Genomic DNA, 23,794 nt, shown 5'->3' with positions numbered 1-23,794 from the left:
GAAAAAGTTTATTTTGTCGAATGCTCATCAGCCTTATGATCGGGTCGCATATCAGCAAACGATGATCTTGGCTTTCTGTCGAGGAGGGGTTCATACACTGCCCTACGATGAGCGACCTTCTGACGAAACTCTTCTTTATGCTCCACTATTCTCTTCAAGAAAAATGACACGACACCACCATGAGGCACTGCAGGATACCCGAAGAGCTTCGCATAGGTGCGATCACGCCATGCAAGTACTCGTGAGAGTACATGCGTCGTTGCATTATGTACATATGGCATGAAATCGTGCCATAGGTCTACAAGTGCACGCATGAAATCTTGGTAGGTCAAAATGTACATATCCCACCAAGTTGCAGGTATACCGCGCGAGCGTTGCCCTGCCTGCGATTGCACTCCGAAAAATGCAGCGCCAAGTGCGCCAAGCACAACAAGCAGTGCTAGCCCCCAAATTGTGATAAGAAGTATCATATGTTGACTCGACAAGCGAGACATCCGCGGAAGTAATTTCCCTTTGGGAAATTACTTACCGACTACGAAACGTGAGAAGCGTGCCAACTCCGTCTTCTCTCCAAACTTCTGAACCGCACCCTCGATGAGTTGTGCAATCGTAATGTCTGGGTTCTTGACGTATGGCTGCTTCATGACAACCTGCTCTGCGAAGAATGCTGAGATCTTTCCATCAAGCGCTTTCTGCTTGATCTCCTCTGGCTTTCCCGCCATCTGCTTATCAACTTCCTCTTTGAAGAACTCGATAGCCTTTGCGCGGTCAGACTCTGGGATATCCTCCTCAACACGGTACTTTGGAGCGACAGCTGCGATGTGCATCGCGATATCGTAAGCAAGCTGCTTGAAGTCCTCGTTCTTTGCAACGAAGTCTGTCTCACAGTTAAGCTCTACCATTGCGCCGACTGTTGAATTGCCGTGAATGTATGCAGCGACGACACCAGAACCGAGGGTACGGTCTGCCTTCTTCGTTGCAATCTCTGCTGACTTCTTACGGAGCGCAATACGTGCCTTCTCCATATCACCGCCCGCATCCTCGAGCGCCTTCTTGCACTGCATGATTGCGACATTCGTCTCATCACGCAACTGCTTCACCATGTCCATGCTGATTTCCATAGGAATATATTTTATCAAGAAATGACAAAGTCACTTCAAAAGATCTAATTAATGTGACGTTCAAAGCTACCCGAAAGAGGAAATGCGAAGCAGTTCCTCGAGTTGATGTGACGCGCGGTGGCGCGACATCTACGGGCAAGAACGCCTGGTCCCCGAAGGGGCGTTCTTACTTCTGGGCGATGCCGGCTTTCAACGATGTAGCCACCGTATCAAGGAAGTACTTCACGCTCTCACGAGCTGAATCATTTGCGAGCACAGGGAACGTGATCTTTGAGATGTTGTTGTCTGTGTTTGCAAGTGCGATAACAGGAATACGAAGCTTGATTGCCTCGGTTACTGCGATCTCCTCAGCACGTGCGTCAACGACGATGAGTGCTGCAGGAAGCTGCTCAAGTGCGGCGATACCGCCGAAATCTGCCTTGAGACGAGTAAGCTCGCGCTCAAGCATAAGACGCTCCTTCTTTGTGTACTTCTGTACAAGATCACCCTTTGCAAACTGCTCAGTAAGACTCTTCATGCGTGCGATACGCTTCTTAATCTCAATGAAGTTCGTGAGTGTACCTCCAAGCCAGCGGCTTGCAACAAAAGGCATAGTAACGGCTGTTGCGGCATCAACGACGAGATCTGCGATCTCCTTCTTTGCACCAACAAAAAGCACCATCTTGCCCTGCTTTCCGAGTTCACGGACTGCTGAGCTTGCAGCCTCGAGCTGCTTTGCGGTCTTTGTAAGATCGATGATGTCTACGCCATTCTTTGCGCCAAACAATTGTGAGCGCACAGAGGCATGGCGGCGAGGGCGCCCATATCCAATGTGCGCACCGGCATTAAACAAAGCATCAATTACGGTATTTTCTGACATATTCTTTCCTCTATTGTTTTCTTAATAATGGAGTAACACTAACACGTTTATTGAGGTTTTGCAACATTTTTTCGCCCAAAATAAGTCTGCAAAAACATTGAAATTCTCCTATTTCATTGTATAGTTTTGTGTTTTCAACAAAAAAACACCACAAGAATGGTGTTTTCTAGAATCGCTTTGCTCCAGGCTCGATCCCCTGCTTCTTGTCGCGTGCATCCATGACAACAGTCTCTTCATAGAGATCCTCGACTTTTGCTCGCGCCCAAGGGGTACGACGGAGGAATACAAGGCTCGATTTGATGCTTGGATTGATTGCAAAACAGTTGATACGCATGCGCTTGTCGAGCTCTTCCCAGCCGTAGCGTGCAACCAAGAACTCCAGAATCATCTGGAGGGTCACGCCATGGAAGATTTCGTTATGGTTAGTTCGCATGTAAGGAAAAATTAACACATTACCTGGACCGCAGATTTTGTGCGCAGTTACCCCCTGCTGGAGTCGAACGAACTCGAAGGAGATGGGCTCGTGCCCATTGACTGAGTCGTTCGACGAAGTAGGGGTAAATTCGCCAAAATATGCGCGTCCATTTTAGTCTTCGTCATCACCAGAACCCAAGGTCCCCGCCTGTGCGCGGTCTCGTACTGTCTCAACGATTCGAGAAATATCACCTGCGAGAATGGCTTCAATACCGTGCCACGACTCCTTGATACGGTGATCCGTCACACGATCCTGAAGCACGTTATACGTACGGATCTTTTCAGAGCGATCGCCTGTTCCCCCCATCGCGCGAATCTCTGCATTCTTCGCAGCGTTCTTCTCATCCTCAAGCTGCTCCACCTTTGCGGCGAGAATGGTAAATGCCTTCTCACGGTTCTTGAGCTGTGAACGCTCCACGGCACAGTGGACGTGAATACCTGTTGGCTTATGGAAAAGGTGCACTGCGGTCTCAACCTTGTTCACATTCTGTCCACCCGCACCACCTGCACGGGTAAATTGCATTTCCACATCAGCAGGATTGATGACCACCTTCGACTTCTTGCGAATAGGAAGGACCGATACCGAAGCCGTTGATGTATGCACACGCCCTTGCTTCTCTGTTGCAGGGATACGCTGTACGCGATGAACACCAGTCTCATAACGAAGTAGATCAAAGGCATCAGTTCCCGTGATTTCGAAGCTCGCCTCCTTGTAGCCACCCATTTCTGCACGGCTCTCATCGACAACTTCAAATCGCCAGCTTCGTGCTTTTGCGAATGCCTGGTACATGAGCGCAAGATCCTCCGCAAAGATTGCAGCCTCTTCACCACCCACTCCGGCTCGTACTTCGAGCACAATCTCGCGTGGCTTCTCCTCTTCTTCTTCGGCATCCTTCAAGATCTTCTCGAGGCGAGCGTACTGCTCTGCCATTGCAGCATCAAGCGCAGTAGCGTCATCTCGGGCCATTTCTGCCATATCAGGATCAGAAAGCAGCGCGTCAAGCTCGGCGCGTTCTTTTTGCATGCGCTCGAAATCCTCAGCGAGATATTTCGTGCGATAGTCGTCTTTGAATTTTGTGAGATCGTAGTCCATATTAAGCAGTCATGAGCCGTGAGCACAATACAAGTATAAAACAAAAACTGCAGATTTGGGATGCAGATGGTCCCGCTGGAGGGTTGCGAACTCTAGCGAGCCGTACGTTGGTACGGTGAGCGAGTCGCAAGCCGAAGCGGGGCCAGATGCGCCCAAATATGCAGTTTTATTTCTTTGTTGCCTTCTTAGCGGCTGTCTTCGCTGCAGTTGCTGCAACGCGAGCCTTGAACTTCTCCATGCGGCCTGCAGTATCCATCACCTTCTCCTGGCCGGTGAAAAGTGGATGGCACTGAGAACAGATTTCAATGTTGAGCTCCTTTTGCGCTGAACCAACAGTAAACTCTGCGCCACAAGCACAAGTTACCTTTGCCTGCTCGAAGTACTTTGGGTGGATATCCGTCTTCATAGTGTGGCTACTTTAACATAATGACCACAAAAAGGCAAGAGAGGGCCCAAGTAAAGGCTATATAGGACGATTGACAGGGCGCTATTTCCACTGTATCACTTATGTAATCTGTTCCTTAACTCCCCCCTACACTGTCCCCGGAGAACAACATGCGCACAGTCATCGCATTCTTCATTTCCGTATTCGTACTCACTGCGAATGAACCAAAAGTTCACCTCAGTCTCCAGGCAGGCTCCACGAATCTTCGCGGTGCGCCGAGTAGCCTTGACGGTCAGTCAACCCAGCGTGCCTTCACGTTCGGCTTTGAGCATATCAATGCGATATACACCATGTCATCGCTACGGAAATACGTAGAACTCAATTGTGTGAAAGAGTATGGCTTCTCAGGAAGCACCTATTCCTATGTCGATGGTGGCACTGCGGGCATCCGCCTCCAGTACAAATATCACGACAAAAGCAGCAGCTGGTCACCCTTCATCGGTGTGTCCGGGCAGCGCTCCACCCTGGAGTATTCTGGAACCCAACCGATGAACAACTTCGGCGGAACACTCGGACTCGCCTACCACGAGCACAGAGAACACTTGTTCAAGATTGCGTGCTTCCGTGAGTTCAGACGCACCCCAGTAGCGAGCACAACGCTCTCGTATGATTACGAGGGGGACAAATACTTCGGCACGCTGAAGTTCAACGCAACCTTCGGAAATCCCGAGCGTGGAGATAAGACGAAGAAATATTTTGGTGGAAGTCTCCGCTTCGGTATAAATCTCTCCAAACGCTTCGCGCTCTATGGCTACGCTGAGAAGTTCGACTACCTCGATTTTCTTATCGCTCGCCAAGTGAACGTTGGCCTTGGCATCCGCGCCGCGCTTTAACACATTGCATCATTCGCGCCCGACAACATGTCGGGCGCTTTTCCTTGCAATGAAAAACACAACAAATGTTGTGTTTTACTCAAGTATCGCCTTGATGCGGCGTATTCCACTCGATGATGCCTCCTCCTTCATGATCTTGAAATGACCCAAGACTCCGGTGTGCTCCACATGAGGACCACCACAGAACTCAATCGAAAAGCGTGCATCACCCTTACCTATTTCATAGACGCGAACGATGTCACCATACTTATCTCCAAAGAGACCACGTGCACCACGTGCTTCCGCTTCCTCCTTAGGAAGATCTTCATAGGTCACCGGAAGATCCTTCGCAATGATGTCATTCACGATATCTTCAGTACGTTTGATTTCCTCAGGAGTCATCTTCTGTGGATGCGCAAAGTCGAAACGCAGACGCTCTGCAGTGATATTAGAGCCCTTCTGGAGTGCGGTCTCTCCAAGCACCATATGGAGTGCCTTATGGAGCAAGTGCGTTGCCGTGTGGTATTTCACCGACATCTCACCGTGATCGGCAAGTCCTCCCTTGAACTTCTGCTCTGCACCCTCGCGCGACTTCGTTTGATGTGCGGCAAGCTCTACCTGATACCCTTCCATATCAACCTTAATATTGCGTTCTCCTGCAAGCTCAAGAGTGATTTCCGCAGGAAAACCATAGGACTGATAGAGATCAAAAGCTTCTTTGCCTGAAATCGCTCCCTGCGGAGCAAGGCGTTCGAACTTCTTGAGACCCTGTTCTACAGAACGCTCGAACTTCACTGCTTCATCATCGATGATGTTGATAATCTTATCCTGTTGTACAGCAATATTCTCATACACGCCTGCATATTTCGCAGCGATGATACCGACAATCTGCACGATAGCATCGCGCGCGAGCTTCTTTCCGCTTGCGCGGAGTACCGCGCGACGAATGAGGCGACGGAGCACATAACCCTGATCAGCGCTTCCCGGACGCACACCATCCCCAATAAGAAAGACTGCGGTACGCATATGATCTGCGATGATGCGTGCGCTACGCTCATCTGCTGAGATCGTACGTGTATACTCCATGATCGGCACGAATACATCGGTCGCGAAGATATTATTCTTCCCCTGTACGACCATGAGTACACGCTCAAGACCTGAACCAGTATCGACATTCTGCTTTGCGAGTTTACCGATCACTTTTCCATCTTTCTTCTCATACTCCATGAACACATCATTCCAAATCTCAACGATGTCCTGACGCTCATCTGCGGCCATGAATTCCTCAAGTGTCATATCACCAAGATCTTTCTCCGATACGTTGTAGAACATCTCAGAATCCGGACCACACGGACCATTATCTCCTGGACTCCACCAATTTGGTTCCTTGCCCGTTGGAGTTGTGGTCATATAGAAGATATGCCCATCTGGGTTTATTCCTGCTCCCTCGAAATACTTCTGCCATAGCGCACGTGCCTCATCGTCGCGAGGCGCATCGCTATTTCCACCAAAGACCGTGACATAAAGACGCTTTGGATCAAGTGCAAGTCCCTTCTCCTTGCTCGTGAGAAATTCAAAACTCCAACCAATCATCTCAGTCTTGAAATAATCACCGAGTGACCAGTTTCCAAGCATTTCAAAAAATGTCGCGTGCGTATTATCGCCGATCTCATCGATGTCCACTGTACGTACACACTTTTGACTATCTGCGATACGCTTCCCTTGTGGGTGCGGCTCACCAAGAAGGTATGGCACTAAAGGCTGCATGCCTGCAGTATTGAAAAGCACTGAGGGGTCATTCTCGGGGACAAGCGATGCGGATGGAATAATAGCGTGGCCTCGTTCACGGAAAAAGTCCAAAAAACGAGCTCGGATGGTGTTCGAATCTAACATCCTATGATTATAGCGGGCAGGCTTGAAAAAGCAACAAAAACAGGCGCCGAAGCGCCTGTGATTCACATTCCCTCATCGGGATATATAGTACAAAATATTTTATGGGTCTTCTTCACGAAACGTATAAAGATACCGATATTCTTAAATGCGAGCTTATAGTCTGCGAGCTCTTTGCGCCGATTACCCTGTGGAAGCTGCGGCACAATCATATTGACTTCATGCAACCTAGTCACAAGTTCCATGGTTGCATGAGCAACAGTGTCTCGCTCAACAACTCTAAGCATGTGTTCAAGCAAGGCGCGATTCCCAAGAAGGATATCGTATGCACGGGGGAAGCGCAATTGGTACTGCCCCTCTTTCTTCACGATGCCCGGAATTTTCCCCTGCAGTGCAATATGATCATCGATTGCCTTAACCAACTCGACAAGCTTTACCAGTGTCACCGGACCGATGGACGTGAGGGACTGCTCCTTTGTTTTTTCAGCAAACTGCAGCAAGGCACCCTCAACAACCTGTGTTTCTTTTCGCAGAAGCGAATCAAGTCTCCTGCACGCCCGCATTGAAGCAGAGAATCTCTTTTCCCTCAATTCCACATAAGTCATTTGTAACTTATTGCGAAGCTCCTTAACCTCGGCTCGCTGCTTCACTCGATATGCTTCCAATTCTCTGATGATCTGTTCGGTGGTCGCTTTCTCGTCCATCGAAACCTCCTCTCCTACCCTACTCTATTTTTAGCATACAAACATATACCCAGCAATAAAAACCACAACGGTTCCTTATGATACCCTTGTGGTCAGTCGCGGAGATATTTTACTTGTCCTTCCTCAAACGTTATCACTGTACTTGCTTTACCCTCAACCTTCCCTGCATCTGCATAGAAGTCAACTTCGTCTCCAAAATATGCACGTGCCTCTTCGATAGTTGTGGCTGGGGGTTTCCCTTCAATGTTTGCAGATGGAGCAACAATAGGACCCGCAAGATCTAAAAGCTCAAAGAGATCCGCACGATCGGGCATTCGAAAAGCAATCGTACCTGTACCTCGAGTCAAATAGTCGAAACGAGCATTTTCCGTTGTAGGCAATACGATAGAATACCTACCAGGCCAGTATGTCTGTAGCGCACGCAGTACTTCTCTGGTTAATTCAATGCCGAAATATTTCATCTGCTCCACATCGGACACAAGTACAATGACCGGTTTGTTTATATTGCGCCTCTTGAGCTGAAAAATGCGCGCGACTACATCAGGGAAAAATGCCGAGCCAACAAGCCCGTAAAGTGTATCGGTGGCAAGTATGCCCACTGCACCATTACGAAGATGCGCGGACATAGAGTAAGCGTCAAGCGTATGCAAATCAGCCTCTGGCGCAGACGGTGACTCATTCGCATTGTTTATAATGTTTTGACGCTTATTGGCCATATTACTCAGGGGTGATGATCGAACCGATGGTCGTATCGAGCGCGCGAGAAAGGTCGCTCATACCTATAACACGAAGACTTAACTTATTATCGCGTGCGAGCGCAACCGCCGAAAGATCGAGTGCACGCAAACCCTCTCGCACAACGTCAGTAGCGCTGATCTTTACAATTCGTTTTGCGTCGGAATGCAAGCGCGGATCAGCATCATACAATGCATCGATACCGTTCTTTACAAATATTACTTCTGTAGCCGCAAGCTCAAGTGCTCGCTGTACAGCAGTCGTATCTGTCGTAAAGTAAGGCACGCCAAGTCCTGCCGCAAAGATAATAACTCTCCCTTTCTCCATGTGTCGCGCAATACGCTTTGGAATATAGGCCTCACACACTTGTGGCATTGCAATCGCAGAAGCGACACGCGCATCGATCCCATTCGCAAGAAAATAGTCCCGCACAACAAGTGCATTTTGAATCGTCGCGAGCATTCCAATATAATCAGCAGTCGAGCGCTCAAGTTGTAACTGCGACGAAAGTGTAGCGCCACGGAAAAGGTTTCCCCCACCGAGCACAATCATGACTTCATTATGCGCTGCACATAATGAACGCACCGCCGCTACCATATCTTGCAAAACAGACTGATCATAGAGGGTACCCTCACTTTTACCTGAAAGTGCCTCACCCGAGAGTTTTAATAAGATACGTGACATATTACAACTATACTTCATATGTAATTATAGCACCACTTTCATTTATGTATATAACTTTATCCACATTAAATTTCTGACTAACTTAAATATCTGGCTCTAGATATATACTTTTTACAATCCCATACACCCTTACGTACCTTCGGTATGCTCCACTCATACGCATCGCAATCAATTCAAGGATAAATATAAAAAATACTACTCCTCTCTCCACGCAAAGCGCTAAGAAAAGAAGCAGTATTAAGATGTCCCACAATTAATCGCGTTGAAGCCTATCACGAAGGTATGCCCTGAAACTCTCCGACACCTCAGGGGCCACAAGTGCATGCTCAACCAGAGCCTTGAGATTATTCAATGGATCACCCGTGGTAAGCCACTTGCCATCGGGAATACGTTCCGCAAGGAATACATTCCCACGAGCTACATGTGCCGCAATGGCGTCGGTGAGCCATAACTCATTCCCCTTCCCCAGCGCAGTTTCCTTGAGGATATCAATGATATCCCGTGTCAGTACCATCCTGCCAAATTGGACAAGATTCGACGGCGCATCTTCACGTGCAGGCTTCTCCACCACCCGACGAATAGAACCCGTGTGCGGATCAAGATCAACGACTCCATATCGATGTACTTCCTCGTAAGGGACCTCATCAACACCAATAACCGGGCAACCCGTCTTCTGGTAACGACTGATCAACTGCTTCGTGAATGGCGTCTTCGAAAGCACGAGATCGTCAGGCCATACATAGATGAATGGTTCACCCGCGACAAAAGATTCCGCACAGAGCACTGGCGTGCCATTACCATATGGCCCGCTTTGCAACATGTATGAAAAATTAGCTAGTGCGGAGAGCTCGTGGAGCGCATCACGCAGGGAATGCTTTCCCGACTGCGCAAGCGATTCCTCGAGCTCGAGAGCGGGATCGAAGTGCTCCTTGATGGCATTCTTTCCTGGACTGGTCACAAACAGAATATCGGTGATACCTGCAGCAACAAGCTCTTCAACAATGAGTTGGATCACGGGACGATCAACGATCGTGAGCATCTCCTTCGGAATTGCTTTAGTGGCAGGGAGCATGCGCGAACCGATACCCGCAGCGGCAATGACTGCCTTTGTGATGCGTTGTTCTGAGTTCATGATGTTCCCTCCTAATCTGACTTATCAGATGACTTAGCCTTACGTACAAATCTATTTTCAATATACCATAGCCCCTCAAAGATGAACAATGTAAGAAATGTCACGTATGCAGCAATAACATACAAACCAAATCCTGATGCCGCACCGATTGCAGCGACGACCCACATTCCCGCAGCCGTTGTCAGTCCAGTGAGCACTTGTCGTTCGACAAAGATAACACCCGCACCAAGGAAACCGATACCAACGACAATCTGCGAAGCGACGCGCAAGGGGTCGAAGGTGAATGTAGTAGCATACTGCGCAGAAACTGCGAGCGAGATCACAACGAATAATGCTGCACCAAGAGCAACCAAGCCATAGGTACGCATACCCGCACGCTTCCCTACACGAGAGCGCTCCACGCCCACGAGTAGACCGCAAAGCACTGCGGTCGAAAGACGTAAAATAAGATCGGTATCAGTTATTGGAATCATGATAAAATTATAGCATGAATACAAAAACGAAATACTCCCGTATTTCGTTTTTTTGCTACGCTGCTTGAGATACTCTCCCGCAAAGTTGCATGGCTTCATCGCGGACCGCCTTGAGTCTCCCCTTTACTACACCCATCTTCTCTAAAAGGTCTGGGTGGTCGAGAATATCGCGACAGAGCACATAACCGTCATTTATCAGTGAATTCTTTTGTGCGCGCGTGAGTGTCGTAAGACTGGTGATCGGATGCGTCTGCGTGCGCTGTATCATATCCTGAAGCGTATCTCCTGCGGGGAAATTCCATCCGGTCATGCGCAAACCGATACATGATCCATATTGGATCGCCTGTGCAGTGAAACTCGTGTTCGTGACAAGCCACATTTGGTTATAATACCCGAGTCCCGCCGCAGACTCACCGAGCTGCTTTTGAATATCTTCAAAGCGCGCCTGTACATAGAGTGCGACTTTTACATCAGACTTTGTATTCTGTGCATTATGATATTTTGCTTCGACAAGAAAACGCTCTCCATCACGCTCTGCAATAACATCAACTTCATGCTCGACACACGCTCCCTTTACGATGACTCCGACCTGCGTATGGTAACCTTCTGATCGCAATATTTCAGAAAAGAAACGCTCGAACGGAAAACCTGAGGGCCCTAAGTCCATGATTGCATTCTTCAGACTATATTGTGCAGCAGTTGGACGATGGATCTTGCGCAGCATAGTGAATGCTAAACGATAGATCTCTCTTGTAGTCATCCCCTCGCGCACCTCAGTATCAAGTCGCTTCATAACTTCAACAATCACCTGCTCATCTGCCTTTGCCGCACGCAATGATCGTTCCACCTTCTTCGGGTCCCAAGGCTCACGAGTGCCGTTCTGCTTTGTAATGAATATCGGAATCATATATATAACATTGTAACACACTGATTATGCGACTTTAGATAATATAAAAATGCGGACTAGGTCCGCATTTTTACTCAAGAAGCTCTATGGATAGGTCACTGGGGCGCGATAGATTGCACCGAGGTGAGCTGATCCGTTATACCCGCCTATAAGGTATGCATAGCCATTTATGATAGCAAAATTACTGCCACCGTAAGCAGTTGGCAGCACGGCACCAAGACTTGACCAAGCGAGTGGATCGCTTATAGGCGCCCTATATACCGCATTCAAGTAAGCAGTAGCGTTTGCACTTCCACTATAGAGATAGACGTAATCACCAACAACTCCAATCGTTGAATACATAAGGTTTGATGGTAATGTCGCGCCCGTATTTCCCCATACAAGCGGTGAAGCCGTTGATGCACGATAGATCGTATTCTTCACTGTTACTCCGTCGTTCCCACCAAAAATGTAAACATATCCTCCGATTACCTTTATCTGGCCATGTGCAAGGGTGAGCGGCATCGTCGATCCAGTATTAACCCAAGCTATAGGATCAGAAACTGGCGCACGAAATATAGTATTCACATGAATTCCTGCATATCCACCAAAGAGATAGACATTCGTACCAACGATCGCGAGATGTGAATAACCAAGAATTGTAGGGAGTGTCGCACCCGTATTTACCCAAGCAGTAGGATTCGAGAGCGGTGCTCGGTAAATTGTATTTATATACACGCTTCCATTATAACCACCGAAGATATAAATATATGATCCAATGATGGCAGAACTTGCGTGAGCAACAGGACCCGGAAGTGTTGAGCCAGTATCAACCCAAGCTAAGGGATTTACAAGTGGTGCTCGGTAGATTGCGTTTGAATATGCAGAACCGTTGTACCCCCCAAAGAGATACATATAGTCACCGATTACTGCAGATTGCCCAAATGAGAGTGGTGTAGGTAGCGCACCTCCTGCAACCTCCCAGGCATTTGTTGTTGAGCAACTTGTACAACCATCAGTCGATGCATATGACGACTGAGCAGCGGCAACCCCACCACCTCCAGCGATTGCGCCATTCATCCCAAGCGAATTTGCAATACCTCCGCCACACATCATCCCAAGTGTTGTTGATGCGATTTGATTTTCTGGGCGTTCCAGTTTCAAAAAAACCGTATAAATATTTGTATCCTGGCAGTATGCAAGATAATAATTATCCTTCCCATACACAGGATCAGACAACTTATCACTTGAATAAACGCCCTTTTCTTTCAACGACGCCACGATGGACTTTGAAAGATAGCTCGCATCGTCACTGGAGGTTTTTGCAACAAAACCCGCCCCTGGATTTGTAGACGATGAGATCCCCGCATCATTAACCATCAGCGCTCCCCCGCCCGAAGCGTTAAGTTCGAGTGCTTTGACGATCTGGTTTGCGTTCACAATTCGCTGTGCATCACGAGACTTCGTTCGTGCGGTGGTCAGTGTTGCGAGCACAACAGAAGACAACAATGCAATCACCGCAATCACAACAAGCAATTCAATTAATGTAAAACCGCGCTGTTTCATCATATACAAAAGTATAGCATAAGACCACAGCTTCGGGAGTGTATAGCAAAAGCCACTTATCGTGGCTTTTGTGTTCTACTATTTGATTTCGAGCAGTTCGACATCAAACACAAGGGTGGAGTTTGGTGGTATTACACCGCCTGCTCCCGCTGCGCCGTATCCAAGCTCTGGTGGAATCGTAAGACGGCGCTTCTCGCCAACCTTCATCCCTACGAGACCCTTCTCCCAACCCTCAATGACCATACCCGCACCCAGCTTTACTGGGAATGGCTGACCACGAGGCACGCTCGAGTCGAAGACCTTTCCATCAGTAAACATACCGGTGTAATGCACAACGACAGTCTGTCCATTCTTCGCACCATCACCTGCTCCCTCCTTCATGATTTCTACCTTTACTCCATCTTGGTCCATAATTTTTATTGTATTAGTCTGTTTTACTAAAGGCTTCTCACTTACCTTAATGACCTTTGCAGCGTCAGATTCCACTTTTGCATCTTCAACAGGTGCCAAGTCCTCGCCCGCAGCCTTACCCGCTACGGCAACTACTTTATCCTTCTCAGTGCGAGGAATCATCATATATGCACCGCCAACAATAAGTGCTGCTGCAAGCACACCGACAATCACATTCCACTTTCTATCTTCATTCATAATGTGTTAAATAATAGCACAAATAACTCCACCGCCCATACATTCATCATCCTTGTAATACACACCTGATTGCCCAAGCGCAACATCAGTTACAGGATGGCTGAATCGACAACGCAGCCCCTCCTCCGTGAACTCCATTGATGCGAGCGGTATTCGTTCACCGTGATAACGAATAACGAGCTCACCCGTCCCCCACTCTGACTTCGGTGCGATAAAATTCAGGTCAGTGAGTATGCACCCCCCTGCAACAGCGCTCGTCTTGCCATCCTTGCGAGGCGCGACCGTAATCGTATTTTTCTCCATATCCTTGCGCACCACATAAAATGCTTGGCTCGAAGCGGTCTTTTCATGAACAAGGAATCCATGACGTTGACCTATTGTATAGAGCAATGCGCCTTCATGTTCACCAATAGTCTTGCCTTCCTCATTCAACACTGCACCCTTACGTGTGTCTACATAATGCTTCAAAAACTCAACGATTGATATTGGGCCAAGAAAACAAATCCCTTGACTATCCTTCTTCGTCGCATTTGGAAGCGCATACTTTTCTGCAAGCTTACGCACTTCCACTTTAGGCAAAGCACCTATTGGGAACAACGTATGTGCAAGTGCATTGCCACTAACATTCCAAAGAAAATAACTTTGCTCTTTCCCTTCATCGTGAGCAGTCAAGAGGCGCGCCACACCATTCCTTGTTTCAGTGCGCGCATAATGCCCCGTTGCAACGAAATCTGCGCCTTGGCTCCGTGCATAGTCGAAGAAGCCGCCAAACTTCACCACTTTGTTACAAAATACATCCGGATTTGGAATGCGCCCCGCTGCATATTCTGCAATCATGTAATCCACAACCCCTTTCTTGTATTCTGCTTCTAGATCAAGCGTGCGAAATGGTATACGCAATTGTGCTGCCACATGCATTGCACTACGTCGCTCTGCGCGCCAATCACAAGGAAGCCAAGGCGCGTCCCAGACTTTAATGAACACACCAGTGACGTCATACCCATCGTCTTTAAGCATTGCCGCCACGACAGAAGAATCCACTCCTCCAGACATGCCAACAAATACTTTTTTTCCTGCGCCGCTATTCATAACGCAAAGATAGCACAAAGCAGCAAACCATGGAAGTCACCAATACTATCCTATGCTACACTATATGTATGCAAAATCGTTTTATTATCATTATCATTGCACTCCTAGTCTTTTCTGGTGTCACTTACGCACTGTATCCAAAAACAATTTCCATACGCAACGCACCCGCACGTGGCAATAAAATACTCGCCTTCGGAGACTCACTTACCCAAGGTGTCGGTAGTGATACAGGTGGCTATGTGCGTATGCTCAGCGAGAGAATAAAACTTCCAATCATCAATAAGGGCATTTCTGGAGATACAACCGCTCTTGCACTTAGCCGCATCAATGATGCACGCGCTGAAAAACCCGATATCGTCATTCTCTTTCTCGGAGGAAATGACGCACTCCGCCGAGTGTCTGTCGACGAGACATTTCGTAACCTCAAAACTATCATCAAAGATTTTCAATCTGATGGTGCCGTGATTCTTCTCGTTGGAGTACAAGGTGGAATCATTGGCGATAAATACCGATCACCATTTAAATCACTTGCAAAGGAAATGGGTACGGCCTTTGACCCCGATATTCTCAATGGTATATTCGGGAACGCTAAACTCATGAGTGATGATGGTATCCACCCCAACGACGCCGGCTATACAATCATCACCGACCGCATCGCTTCTGTACTCATCCCTCTCCTCCCCACATCAAAGTCATGAGTCATGGGTCATTAGTCATGAGTAATAATTCGGAGCCACTTACCCCAGATATATGAAACCGCTCGGATTTTTCGTGGCGAAGGCCTGGTTGGAGCCCGACGATGTACAATGGTACATTGAGGGCGAAACCTGAGGCCTTCTCCGCGAAAAAGACAGCGGCTGTACTTACGCAGTGAGAACCGATGAATCAATAAAAACTTCCCCAATGGGGAAGTTTTTATTGATTCATCGGGTCAATCATGGTCTTCTGTATATTTGCTGCTTTCGCGAGCACAGAATCTCCGTATGCACTTGACCCTGGTCGCTTACCACACGCTGCACCAGAATAATACCTACATGCAGCATTGCGCTCCGCACTTGCGGTTCGTGCTGCTGCACCAAGATCAGTCAAATACATTGCTGCCGTCACGAATGCATGACGAGGATTCCAAGGATTTGGATACGAGCCCACCAGTGGCTGCACGCGCTTTACAAATCCTATCCACGTCGAGGGAATAAACTGCGCAGAGCCCATAGCTCCGCCATAACCATATGATTGTGGGCAGGATACGGGGGTACTATATGGATCCTTCGCGAGCGCTGCGGTAATAGTCTTGAAAGGTGCAATATCACGAGTTGCCATCAACTTCGAAACCGCGCTTCCCGAACTAATCTTCTTTCCATTCCCATTGTCATCAGTGAGCACACATCCACCGACAAACTTACCGAAGCTTGTCTCCTGAGAGAAGATGGCAAGGAGAAATGCAGGTCGAATACCTACATCCTTCTCTGCTTCAAGTGCATAGTCATACGCTTGTCCGAATGAGATCTTTGTATCATCTTGGAGTTTGAACAGCGCTTCGCGAATCGCAGCAATCTTTTTCTTGCGATCAGCAAGTACCTTCTGGTATCCCGCCTCCTGGTTCTTTGTTATCGAAAGAAGCTGCTGCTGCGTCTTCTGGTTCGCTTCATGTTCTACTCTTGCGCGCTCAAGTTCTGCGCGAGCATCAAGCTCTTGATCCTTTTTCGTCTCAAGGAGCTGTTTTGCCTCTTCGGTATCTTTACGAATGTGTTTAATTGTCTGGGTCGAATTTCCCAATGCTTGTTGCAAGGAAACAAATTGATCAACATCAAGGAAGAAATTTGAGATACTATCACCCGAGAGCAGTTGCTCCATCAAACTCGCATTATCGTATTCTGAGGTCAGGCGCACCAGCTGTGCAAGCGACTGACGCTCACGTTCAAGCTTATCGGAAAGCTGATTCACCTCATGGTTCTTCTCTTGGATATCTTCAGCAAGTCGTGAGATCTGCACATTTTTCGCCTTGATATTCGACTGCGCCTTTGTGATACGTGCCTTCAGTAAGGCAATTTCATTGTTATAGCTCTTTCCCTTCTTGGAAAGTTCACCAATCGTAGAATTAAGCTGTGCAACCTCTTCATCACATGCCTTCATTTGTTCCATAAGAAGGTTACGGTCAGTTCCGACATCTGCATTACAAGAGACCGCCTCTACGGTGCGTGCATGCATGACAAAAAAGAGCCCGAAAACCAAGACGAGCCCGGCAGCATAAAACAATGTTTTCCCCAAGCGCCACTGCAACATATCTATATAACCATTTTACCATGTTTTTATGACGCAAATTGATATCACACCACATAAAAACAAAAAAACGAGCTGTTGCTCGTTTTTTGTGAATTATGCAGCTGGTGCTGCCTCTTCCTTCTTTCCCTTCTTCTCAACCTCAACTGCAGCCATATCAACAGCTACAACTGGCTCTACCTCCTCTTCCATCGCCTCTGCTGCAGAAGCGACGATCTCACTGGCATCATCGAGTACCTTCACGCCCTTTGGAAGTGCGAGGTCACCAATCGTGATGTGTGAATGTACTTCAACCAATGAAGATACATCAACCTTGATATCGTGTGGAAGATCTGCAGGAAGCGCAGAAATGTTCACCTCGTGAAGCACCTTGAGCAGTGTTGCACCGAGCTTTGCAGCTGGCATTTCACCGACGAATACAAGCGGTACTGCAACTTCGAGCACCTTGTCCATAGGAACAACAAGGAAGTCTGCGTGCATTGGAACACCGGTTACAGGATGTACGTCGAGTGCGTGAATAAGTACAGAGTACTTCTTGTCACCCACCTTAAGCGTTACAATCGTAGACTCACCAGCCTCGCGATATGCCTTAGTAAATGCGATGAGCGGAGTAGTGATGGCTGTCGTTTCGACACCCTTTCCATAGAACACCGCTGGCATATTGCCTTCTGCGCGGATGTGCTTAGGATTTACTTTCACGTCACGCAATGTTGCGTCAATCGTTATCATGATCCAAAAGTTATTTTGTTAATGGACGAACTATAGCAGATTATAGGATAAAATCAAGCCCAAAATACAGTCATGAGTAGAAGTCATGAGTCATGAGGATATACAACCAAAAGGACTGGATTGTTGTCATGCAAAGCATGACCTCTCGGAGGCAATGTAAGTTTGCTGCCCTCTCAAGAACAGGACGCAACAGAACCTCATCTGGGCACGTAGTGCCGTACTCACACCGTGAGGCGGAATCAGCAAATATACGCCGCTAATATACAGAGTTTTTGCACAAGCAGCTGCGCAGCAGTGCTCAGAAGAAAACAGTGTGGCAAGAGCCCGCTGTTTTCTTCGTCGCGCAAAAACGCCCAAGAAATAAAAAATTACGATGGCCATCGTAATTTTTTATTTCAGCAATGCTCGTACATTGTGATTTTTGAGATTTCCTTTTGGGATTTCTCTGAACGAGTTTTATCCGGGTAGGTTTTGTCCTACAGTTGTATTATAGACCCCAGCAAAGAGCATGCAATAGTAGAAAGCGAAAAGTTTTCCACAAGTTATACACAGCTCAAGAAAAGCCCCGAGTGGGGCTTTTGTGTTACTGCTTTGGAGCGCCTTCTTCGACTTTTCCCCGCATGAGCTGAGGATAGAGTTCAAGCAAAACGAAGAAGAGCGCAATAACAACCGGACCTGCAATGAAACCAATAGGACCAAAAACCGAAAGTCCTCCGAGCACTGAAAGCAAAATAATAAGTGGATGAATATCAAGATTTTTGCCCATCAAATAAGGCCTAATGAATGTATCGATATTTCCTACAAGAATCACACTATAGAGAAGCAGGAGTATCCCTTTCAACAATGCACCATTGAACAAAAAGAGGAGCGCTGCGGGGACAGTGACCAATGCCGTGCCAACAACAGGGATGAGTGCAGCAAAAACTGCAACAACACCCCAAAGGAGTGCGCCCTGAATCCCGAAGAGCGCAAATCCGATACCGACTCCTGTTCCCTGTGCGATTGCCGAAACAAGAGAACCCTTCACCACCGCGCTCACTGCGGATGCAAGCCGATCGAGAATATTTTCGTCATAACGTTCTGGAAGCGGAGACCATTCCATAAGAAAATGCTTCAACTTATCTCCATCGCGCAAGAAGAAATACAATGCAAACAACATGAGCATTGCGCTGAAAAGCACACCAACGATACTCAAGAAAAATGCGTTCAAATTGCTGCCGATATATTGTAAGAAACTTCCGACAATAGAAGGCAAGTCCACGTGAATATTTGCTGCAGGCAAAACGTGCTGGAAGAATGTATTTACTCGCTCAGTTGCATTGACGAGCGCGCCTCCCCCACTCTGCGTCAATAAGTTATATGCACTCACAACCTCCTGCGTCATGAGTGAACCAATAACAAGCATAGGAATAATAATCGCAAATACCGCGATAAGTGTTGTTGTCAGTGCAGCGAATGTTGTCTTCCCTTCATACTTTTTTGAAAGCCAAGTATGCACTGGTGCAAGCACAATGGCGAACACCAGTCCGAGGAATAACGACGTAAGATAAGGTGCGAAAATCAAATATGCGAACACACCTGTAACTGCGAAAATAACCCAGAAGAAAATCAGTGAGGTAATTGTTGGCTTTTGCATAAGCGTATTTTACCCCAATCTCAGCAAAAAGCACAGGCATTAGGCCTGTGCTTTATTGGAATGATGGAAATAATACGATGCCCAAGCGACAATCGCCGCGGCAGTCAGCAATACCGACTGTGCACTGAACGATGCCGCAATGAAACCTGCAAAGAGTGGCGGAATTGCAAGCCCGAGTGCCTGCACACTACCGAGATACCCAAGCACCACACCACGCTCAGCTTTTTCTACCCGAAGAGAGAGTAGCGCAGGCGTATTGGCATGTACAAGCCCATAACCTATAGCGAGCACAAATGTCGCAACATAGAGAATAGTGACATGACTGACAATCGCTATTCCAAGTAGCCCCAACGCATTCAGTGCAAGCCCTGGAGCAAGCACGGAATGTTCTGTATGATGCCTCGCAACATAACGCACAACGATGACCTGCGCGACCACCGCACATAATCCCGTAAATGCGAAATATATACCAAGCGCCTCTGCAGAAAAGTGAAACTTGTTTGAGAAATGCACTGTCGCGAACGACATAAACATCGCAAAGCCAAGCTGCATAAGAAAGTACACGATATATACCGCGCGGAGACTCGAATGAGTAAACGCCTTACGCACTTCGATGAATGCTGAACGCAACCCTATCACAAGTGGAGAAAGCTCGCTTTTTGGCACCGTCACCACATGTGTCTCCTTGAGTGCCGCAAGTATGAATATCCCATTCACAAAAGCAAGTGCGGCTGCAACCCAAAATGGTACTGAAGGCCCAAAAGCGATAAGCTTACCTCCAATATATGGACCAATGATAAGTCCGAGTCCGAATGCTGCCCCTATAATACCCATTGCAGAACTACGCTTCTCTTCAGGAACAGCATCAGTAATCACCGCCTGTGCAACAGGTATATTACCCGATGCAAGACCGCCAATGAAACGCGTAAGGAAGAGCAATACAAGAGAAAGTGCTCCAATTGCATACGCAAACCCCGCCTGCGAAACCGCAGTAAGGAACATCGCGCCTGCGAGTACACGTCTGCGACCGATGCGGTCAGAGAGCTGACCTAAAAGTGGCGATGCAATGAATTGCCCTATTGCATAAAGAGAAAAGAGGATTCCGTGAAGAATAAGCCCGAGCTTCACGCTATCGCCAGACTTGCTCAATAGATAAAGTGGCGAGTCAGGATTACCTAAGAGTTGCGGAAGCACCGGAACGATCATCCCGACGCCAAGTAGGTCGATGAAGACGGTGAAAAAAATAACCGCGAGGATTCGCTTCATAGTATTAGCTTAGCATATTTCCTTGTTTTCGTCGCCCCCTAATCCACAGAAGTAGGAATAATATGTATATTCCTAGCCATATTCTATATGTTAATAAAAGCACCCCGGAAAGGGTGCTTTTATAGACAGACAGCTTCTTTATGTCAGCCTAGGAAAATGAATTATTTCCCGTGGCAATTCTTGTATTTCTTTCCGCTACCACAGGCACAAGGATCATTCCTTCCCTGCTCTTTCTTCTTTATCACGTGAGCGGGGCCTGACTCTCCAGCGGTAGGAGCACTTGCTGCCGCCATCTGCTTTTCAATAGCAGCGCGCTGCGCTGCAGCCTTTTGCTCGCGTGCCTTACGCTGTTCATCAGTTTCATTATCTATGATAAGACGTGGGACAATCTCGAGGATCTGCCCGGCGATTGCTGCTTCCATATCACGATACATGCGTAATGCCTCGCGCTTATATTCCACGAGCGGATCACGCTGACCATACGCACGAAGATTCACCGAAGAACGTGAGTAGTCCATCATTTCAAGATGATCCACCCAATGCATGTCGTTCACCTGAAGTGTAAGGCGACGGATCATCGTATAGAACTGCTCGGCACTTGTGGCAGCAATATGCTGTTCTGCGGCACGCAATGCGAGCTCGCCTGCTTCACCCCCCTCTCCACAAAGATCGATGAAGTACTTCTCGACCTCAAGGAGTTCGCCAGTAAGCAACTTATGCCTGCGAGCATACATCGCCTGTCGCTGCACGTTGATGACATTGTCATACTGGAAAACATGCTTACGCGCATCGAAATTGAAACCTTCGATCTTATTTTGTGCATTCTCAAGCGCCTTCGTGATCATGCTTGTCGCTATCGGCTCATCCTCAGGGACCCCAAAGCGCCCGAGCATACCCTTAATGGTGTCCGTAGCGAAGATGCGCATAAGCGAATCCTCGAGGGAAACGAAGAACTGTGTGAGGCCAGGGTCCCCCTGACGACCAGAGCGACCACGGAGCTGATTGTCGATTCGGCGTGCATCATGACGCTCCGTGCCAATCACCGCAAGACCACCAAGGCTGATGATTTCCTCATACTGCTCATTTGTGGATGGATTTCCTCCAAGTTTGATATCAACACCACGACCGGCCATATTGGTTGCAATAGTTACCGCACCCTTACGTCCCGCCTGTGCAACAATCTCTCCTTCATGCTCGTGATTCTTCGCATTCAGCACTGTATGAGGAACCCCCTCCTTTTCGAGGAATGCCGAAAGTTCTTCATTCTTCTCGACAGACACGGTACCGATCAAAACTGGTTGGCCCTTCTCATGGAGCTCTTTCACTCTTCGTGCGATTGCCATGAACTTTCCCTTCTCTGTCTGGAAGATATGGTCATTCAAGTCAACGCGACCTGATGGCTTATTTGGAGGAACAGGAATCACACGAAGATTATAGATCTTCTCAAATTCCTCCGCGCTCGTCTCGGCCGTTCCGGTCATACCTGAAAGCTTATCGTAAAGCTTGAAGTAGTTCTGGTAGGTGATCGAGGCCATTGTGCGACTCTCGCGCTGCACTGAAACGTGTTCCTTCGCCTCAATCGCCTGATGAAGACCTTCTGACCAACGACGCCCTGGCTGCATACGCCCCGTGAACTCATCCACAATAATAACCTCTCCATTCTTCACCACATACTCGCGATTATTTAGGAAGAGTGCCTTTGCACGCACAGCAGTCTCAAGGTGATGCACATGCTTAATACCGCGCTCAGTATAGATATTTTCAACACCTAAAAGCTCCTCAGCACGAGTAATACCCTCATCAGTTAGCTGAATAGCCTTATTTTTCTCGTCAATCGTGTAGTGCGTCTCAGGTTCAAGTTGCGCCGCGATTGCAGCGAACTGGCCATAAAACTCATCCGACTCCTGCGCAGGAGCAGAAATGATAAGTGGGGTACGTGCCTCATCGATAAGAATGGAGTCCACCTCGTCAACGATAGCAAAATGGTGTCCGCGCTGCCTCAGCTCACGCGCATCATAACTAATATTATCTCGAAGATAATCAAAACCGAACTCACTGTTCGTTCCATAGGTAATGTCTGCACCATATGCCTCAGAGCGAGAGCAGGGACGCAAGAAATCATAAACGACGCGGAATGAGCCTACCTCATCACGCTCCTTATCCTCCTCGACATGTGAGGGATCATAGAGATATGAAGAATCGTGATTGATGACTGCAACAGAGAGACCGAGTGCGTTATACACCTGACCCATCCATACAGCGTCACGACGAGCGAGGTAGTCATTGACGGTCACGACATGGACGCCCTTTCCTGTGAGTGCATTCAAATAGACCGGTGCAGTTGCAACGAGTGTTTTTCCTTCACCTGTGCGCATTTCGGGAATGCCACCATTATTGAGAATGATGCCACCGATCATCTGCACATCAAACTGGCGGAGTCCAAGAGTACGCTTACTTGCCTCACGGGCAAGCGCGAACGCCTCAGGGAGAATATCATTTGTGGTCTTCCCTGCGGAAAGCTGGCCCTGGAGTTCAAGGGTCTTCATGCGGAGTCCCTCATCCGAGAGGCTCGCAAAAGAGTCCTCGAGGGCGTTAATCGTGGCTACTATTGGTTCCAACTTCTTACGGTCCTTTGTTGCAGGATCCGGGAAGAGATTCTTTAGGAAATTCATGGTACTGGAACTATACCAAATATTATCTTTCCTCGCTACTTGCCGTCCGCACACCCATACCGCTCTATATATATGGAGTAAAAGGCGAAAATTCAAGGGAATAAGGTGTTAAGGGAATAAGGGAATGGAGAAATTCCTGCTACCACACCCACACTATGAAACCCCGAGGAATTTTGCCTCCTCGGAAACCCACGGCTTTCCGACGCTCGAGGACTCACTGCCTTCCTTCACGGGAAAACATATGTTTTCCCGACCCCTTTCCCTTTTCCTAAATAAAGGAAAAGAGCAGCGCCAGGCTCTGGAGCCCATAGCCTCCAACCCATTCCACTGCGCGTATTTTTGTCGGCGGTGGCCTCGCTGGAGCCTGAAGCCCTACCCATGCCACGCCATGATACCCCGAGGATTTTTGCCTGCAGCGCCAGGCTTTGGAGCCCGAAGCGGTACAGTGGTACCGCGAGAGCGAAAAGCCGGCGATCCCGGCAAAAAGACCGGGGCCGTACCTAAGCTGTGGCGGCCAGCTTTGCGCTAGCGGGTGCGCAGCACCGCTCATTGCTGCGGAGCAGCGATGCGCAAAGCGATCTCTCACATATTAAAAGTCGC

General features: G+C 48.1%; 23 protein-coding genes. 2 read left to right on the top strand and 21 right to left on the bottom strand.

Annotated elements, in window-relative coordinates; genetic code table 11:
- Window positions 1–8: 8 nt before the first annotated feature.
- The 6 genes from VJ579_04260 to rpmE all read right to left on the bottom strand — a co-directional run bounded on the left by VJ579_04260 (window position 9) and on the right by rpmE (window position 3,953).
- Window positions 9–470: a hypothetical protein gene (locus VJ579_04260; GenBank protein HXK38251.1), complete on the bottom strand. Its 462-nt coding sequence runs from the start codon at window positions 468–470 to the stop codon at window positions 9–11.
- A 51-nt stretch (window positions 471–521) separates the two neighbouring features.
- The gene (tsf, locus tag VJ579_04255) at window positions 522–1,121 is read right to left on the bottom strand and encodes an elongation factor Ts (GenBank protein ID HXK38250.1); all 600 of its coding nucleotides are present in this window, start codon (window positions 1,119–1,121) and stop codon (window positions 522–524) included.
- 166 nt (window positions 1,122–1,287) lie between these two features.
- The gene (rpsB, locus tag VJ579_04250) at window positions 1,288–1,980 is read right to left on the bottom strand and encodes a 30S ribosomal protein S2 (protein HXK38249.1); all 693 of its coding nucleotides are present in this window, start codon (window positions 1,978–1,980) and stop codon (window positions 1,288–1,290) included.
- Between the two features lie 166 nt (window positions 1,981–2,146).
- Window positions 2,147–2,413 (bottom strand): VF530 family protein, encoded by a 267-nt coding sequence (locus VJ579_04245; GenBank protein ID HXK38248.1) that lies wholly within the window; start codon window positions 2,411–2,413, stop codon window positions 2,147–2,149.
- Window positions 2,414–2,566: 153 nt separating this feature from the next.
- Window positions 2,567–3,547: a PCRF domain-containing protein gene (locus VJ579_04240; protein ID HXK38247.1), complete on the bottom strand. Its 981-nt coding sequence runs from the start codon at window positions 3,545–3,547 to the stop codon at window positions 2,567–2,569.
- Between the two features lie 166 nt (window positions 3,548–3,713).
- Window positions 3,714–3,953, bottom strand: a complete 240-nt coding sequence (rpmE, locus tag VJ579_04235; GenBank protein HXK38246.1) for a 50S ribosomal protein L31 — start codon at window positions 3,951–3,953, stop codon at window positions 3,714–3,716.
- Window positions 3,954–4,102: 149 nt separating this feature from the next.
- Here rpmE and VJ579_04230 point away from each other — a divergent pair, with 149 nt between their 5' ends.
- The gene (locus VJ579_04230; protein ID HXK38245.1) at window positions 4,103–4,825 is read left to right on the top strand and encodes a hypothetical protein; all 723 of its coding nucleotides are present in this window, start codon (window positions 4,103–4,105) and stop codon (window positions 4,823–4,825) included.
- A gap of 75 nt (window positions 4,826–4,900) precedes the next feature.
- Here VJ579_04230 and VJ579_04225 read toward each other — a convergent pair whose 3' ends face one another.
- From VJ579_04225 to mnmA, 10 genes are all read right to left on the bottom strand, one after another.
- Window positions 4,901–6,697 carry an alanine--tRNA ligase gene (locus VJ579_04225; protein HXK38244.1) on the bottom strand — a complete coding sequence of 599 codons (1,797 nt, stop codon included), beginning with the start codon at window positions 6,695–6,697 and terminating at the stop codon, window positions 4,901–4,903.
- A gap of 62 nt (window positions 6,698–6,759) precedes the next feature.
- The gene (locus VJ579_04220) at window positions 6,760–7,398 is read right to left on the bottom strand and encodes a hypothetical protein (GenBank protein HXK38243.1); all 639 of its coding nucleotides are present in this window, start codon (window positions 7,396–7,398) and stop codon (window positions 6,760–6,762) included.
- A gap of 92 nt (window positions 7,399–7,490) precedes the next feature.
- Window positions 7,491–8,114, bottom strand: coding sequence for an L-threonylcarbamoyladenylate synthase (locus VJ579_04215; GenBank protein HXK38242.1), 624 nt, complete (start codon window positions 8,112–8,114; stop codon window positions 7,491–7,493).
- A 1-nt stretch (window position 8,115) separates the two neighbouring features.
- Window positions 8,116–8,817 carry a UMP kinase gene (pyrH, locus tag VJ579_04210; protein ID HXK38241.1) on the bottom strand — a complete coding sequence of 234 codons (702 nt, stop codon included), beginning with the start codon at window positions 8,815–8,817 and terminating at the stop codon, window positions 8,116–8,118.
- Between the two features lie 253 nt (window positions 8,818–9,070).
- On the bottom strand, window positions 9,071–9,949 hold the full coding sequence (locus VJ579_04205; protein ID HXK38240.1) for a UTP--glucose-1-phosphate uridylyltransferase: 879 nt from the start codon (window positions 9,947–9,949) through the stop codon (window positions 9,071–9,073).
- A gap of 11 nt (window positions 9,950–9,960) precedes the next feature.
- Window positions 9,961–10,422 carry an MgtC/SapB family protein gene (locus VJ579_04200; GenBank protein ID HXK38239.1) on the bottom strand — a complete coding sequence of 154 codons (462 nt, stop codon included), beginning with the start codon at window positions 10,420–10,422 and terminating at the stop codon, window positions 9,961–9,963.
- A gap of 55 nt (window positions 10,423–10,477) precedes the next feature.
- Window positions 10,478–11,329 (bottom strand): ATP cone domain-containing protein, encoded by an 852-nt coding sequence (locus VJ579_04195; GenBank protein HXK38238.1) that lies wholly within the window; start codon window positions 11,327–11,329, stop codon window positions 10,478–10,480.
- Window positions 11,330–11,413: 84 nt separating this feature from the next.
- The gene (locus VJ579_04190; GenBank protein HXK38237.1) at window positions 11,414–12,877 is read right to left on the bottom strand and encodes a prepilin-type N-terminal cleavage/methylation domain-containing protein; all 1,464 of its coding nucleotides are present in this window, start codon (window positions 12,875–12,877) and stop codon (window positions 11,414–11,416) included.
- Window positions 12,878–12,952: 75 nt separating this feature from the next.
- Entirely contained in the window at window positions 12,953–13,522 is a 570-nt protein-coding gene (locus VJ579_04185; protein ID HXK38236.1) for an FKBP-type peptidyl-prolyl cis-trans isomerase, read from the bottom strand.
- A 6-nt stretch (window positions 13,523–13,528) separates the two neighbouring features.
- Entirely contained in the window at window positions 13,529–14,611 is a 1,083-nt protein-coding gene (mnmA, locus tag VJ579_04180; GenBank protein ID HXK38235.1) for a tRNA 2-thiouridine(34) synthase MnmA, read from the bottom strand.
- Window positions 14,612–14,679: 68 nt separating this feature from the next.
- On the opposite strand from mnmA, the gene VJ579_04175 reads away from it, so the two are divergent.
- Window positions 14,680–15,309: a GDSL-type esterase/lipase family protein gene (locus VJ579_04175; GenBank protein HXK38234.1), complete on the top strand. Its 630-nt coding sequence runs from the start codon at window positions 14,680–14,682 to the stop codon at window positions 15,307–15,309.
- 217 nt (window positions 15,310–15,526) lie between these two features.
- On the opposite strand, the gene VJ579_04170 is transcribed toward VJ579_04175, so the two are convergent.
- The 5 genes from VJ579_04170 to secA all read right to left on the bottom strand — a co-directional run bounded on the left by VJ579_04170 (window position 15,527) and on the right by secA (window position 23,194).
- Window positions 15,527–16,894 (bottom strand): hypothetical protein, encoded by a 1,368-nt coding sequence (locus VJ579_04170; GenBank protein HXK38233.1) that lies wholly within the window; start codon window positions 16,892–16,894, stop codon window positions 15,527–15,529.
- Window positions 16,895–16,987: 93 nt separating this feature from the next.
- Window positions 16,988–17,620: a 50S ribosomal protein L25 gene (locus VJ579_04165; protein ID HXK38232.1), complete on the bottom strand. Its 633-nt coding sequence runs from the start codon at window positions 17,618–17,620 to the stop codon at window positions 16,988–16,990.
- 583 nt (window positions 17,621–18,203) lie between these two features.
- On the bottom strand, window positions 18,204–19,256 hold the full coding sequence (locus VJ579_04160) for an AI-2E family transporter (GenBank protein HXK38231.1): 1,053 nt from the start codon (window positions 19,254–19,256) through the stop codon (window positions 18,204–18,206).
- A gap of 39 nt (window positions 19,257–19,295) precedes the next feature.
- A complete protein-coding gene (locus tag VJ579_04155; protein HXK38230.1) occupies window positions 19,296–20,522 on the bottom strand; it encodes an MFS transporter in 1,227 nt (408 codons plus the stop codon).
- Window positions 20,523–20,683: 161 nt separating this feature from the next.
- A complete protein-coding gene (gene secA / locus VJ579_04150; protein ID HXK38229.1) occupies window positions 20,684–23,194 on the bottom strand; it encodes a preprotein translocase subunit SecA in 2,511 nt (836 codons plus the stop codon).
- Between the last annotated feature and the right edge of the window lie 600 nt (window positions 23,195–23,794).

The sequence above is a fragment of the Candidatus Paceibacterota bacterium genome, from assembly GCA_035583355.1.
Lineage (GTDB): Bacteria > Patescibacteriota > Minisyncoccia > Phycocordibacterales > UBA6899 > JAJZQJ01.
The sequence above is the reverse complement of the archived record's forward strand: the minus strand, read 5'-3'. Positions and strand labels throughout refer to the sequence as shown.

What these genes read in the sequence shown, in the direction of transcription:
- VJ579_04260 (HXK38251.1), bottom strand. Translation starts at nt 470, where the DNA reads ATGATACTTCTTATCACAATTTGGGGGCTAGCACTGCTTGTTGTGCTT.
- tsf (HXK38250.1), bottom strand. Translation starts at nt 1,121, where the DNA reads ATGGAAATCAGCATGGACATGGTGAAGCAGTTGCGTGATGAGACGAAT.
- rpsB (HXK38249.1), bottom strand. Translation starts at nt 1,980, where the DNA reads ATGTCAGAAAATACCGTAATTGATGCTTTGTTTAATGCCGGTGCGCAC.
- VJ579_04245 (HXK38248.1), bottom strand. Translation starts at nt 2,413, where the DNA reads ATGCGAACTAACCATAACGAAATCTTCCATGGCGTGACCCTCCAGATG.
- VJ579_04240 (HXK38247.1), bottom strand. Translation starts at nt 3,547, where the DNA reads ATGGACTACGATCTCACAAAATTCAAAGACGACTATCGCACGAAATAT.
- rpmE (HXK38246.1), bottom strand. Translation starts at nt 3,953, where the DNA reads ATGAAGACGGATATCCACCCAAAGTACTTCGAGCAGGCAAAGGTAACT.
- VJ579_04230 (HXK38245.1), top strand. Translation starts at nt 4,103, where the DNA reads ATGCGCACAGTCATCGCATTCTTCATTTCCGTATTCGTACTCACTGCG.
- VJ579_04225 (HXK38244.1), bottom strand. Translation starts at nt 6,697, where the DNA reads ATGTTAGATTCGAACACCATCCGAGCTCGTTTTTTGGACTTTTTCCGT.
- VJ579_04220 (HXK38243.1), bottom strand. Translation starts at nt 7,398, where the DNA reads ATGGACGAGAAAGCGACCACCGAACAGATCATCAGAGAATTGGAAGCA.
- VJ579_04215 (HXK38242.1), bottom strand. Translation starts at nt 8,114, where the DNA reads ATGGCCAATAAGCGTCAAAACATTATAAACAATGCGAATGAGTCACCG.
- pyrH (HXK38241.1), bottom strand. Translation starts at nt 8,817, where the DNA reads ATGTCACGTATCTTATTAAAACTCTCGGGTGAGGCACTTTCAGGTAAA.
- VJ579_04205 (HXK38240.1), bottom strand. Translation starts at nt 9,949, where the DNA reads ATGAACTCAGAACAACGCATCACAAAGGCAGTCATTGCCGCTGCGGGT.
- VJ579_04200 (HXK38239.1), bottom strand. Translation starts at nt 10,422, where the DNA reads ATGATTCCAATAACTGATACCGATCTTATTTTACGTCTTTCGACCGCA.
- VJ579_04195 (HXK38238.1), bottom strand. Translation starts at nt 11,329, where the DNA reads ATGATTCCGATATTCATTACAAAGCAGAACGGCACTCGTGAGCCTTGG.
- VJ579_04190 (HXK38237.1), bottom strand. Translation starts at nt 12,877, where the DNA reads ATGATGAAACAGCGCGGTTTTACATTAATTGAATTGCTTGTTGTGATT.
- VJ579_04185 (HXK38236.1), bottom strand. Translation starts at nt 13,522, where the DNA reads ATGAATGAAGATAGAAAGTGGAATGTGATTGTCGGTGTGCTTGCAGCA.
- mnmA (HXK38235.1), bottom strand. Translation starts at nt 14,611, where the DNA reads ATGAATAGCGGCGCAGGAAAAAAAGTATTTGTTGGCATGTCTGGAGGA.
- VJ579_04175 (HXK38234.1), top strand. Translation starts at nt 14,680, where the DNA reads ATGCAAAATCGTTTTATTATCATTATCATTGCACTCCTAGTCTTTTCT.
- VJ579_04170 (HXK38233.1), bottom strand. Translation starts at nt 16,894, where the DNA reads ATGTTGCAGTGGCGCTTGGGGAAAACATTGTTTTATGCTGCCGGGCTC.
- VJ579_04165 (HXK38232.1), bottom strand. Translation starts at nt 17,620, where the DNA reads ATGATAACGATTGACGCAACATTGCGTGACGTGAAAGTAAATCCTAAG.
- VJ579_04160 (HXK38231.1), bottom strand. Translation starts at nt 19,256, where the DNA reads ATGCAAAAGCCAACAATTACCTCACTGATTTTCTTCTGGGTTATTTTC.
- VJ579_04155 (HXK38230.1), bottom strand. Translation starts at nt 20,522, where the DNA reads ATGAAGCGAATCCTCGCGGTTATTTTTTTCACCGTCTTCATCGACCTA.
- secA (HXK38229.1), bottom strand. Translation starts at nt 23,194, where the DNA reads ATGAATTTCCTAAAGAATCTCTTCCCGGATCCTGCAACAAAGGACCGT.